This is a genomic window from Mesorhizobium sp. M00.F.Ca.ET.216.01.1.1 (assembly GCF_004010325.2).
Lineage (GTDB): Bacteria > Pseudomonadota > Alphaproteobacteria > Rhizobiales > Rhizobiaceae > Mesorhizobium.
The window spans coordinates 1-317 of the sequence record NZ_SADR02000381.1 but is presented as its reverse complement, the minus strand read 5'-3'; the positions used below and the strand labels follow the sequence as shown (position 1 = coordinate 317).

Sequence of the window (317 nt, the reverse complement as noted above, 5' to 3'; positions counted from 1 at the left end):
GCACGGGCACGCTGGCCGCACGGCCAGCTGGCATCGCCGAACTGACAGATCCGGCCGGGATCGATGTCGATGGCGCCGCTGATGGCGACCGTGCGCCCCATTGCTTGGAAGGTCGCCGATGACGTGGCGATCGGCCGGTAGAGCAGCGTCTCGCGCCAAACCTGCGGCATCGGCGTCTTCGGCGGCGATGCGAGGCCGAGCTCGCCAAGCGGGGGACGGCGCTCGAGGCGCTCGATGCCGGCGGCGGCGGGCGGTGGCGGCGCAATGAGGTGCTCGGCGATCCTGCGCGCCGGCTGCGGCGGCAGGGCATCGCGAAA

General features: G+C 72.9%; 1 pseudogene. It reads right to left on the bottom strand.

From position 1 onward, the window contains the following. A pseudogene (locus tag EN859_RS36580) lies at window positions 1-317 on the bottom strand (thermonuclease family protein); the annotation flags it as partial.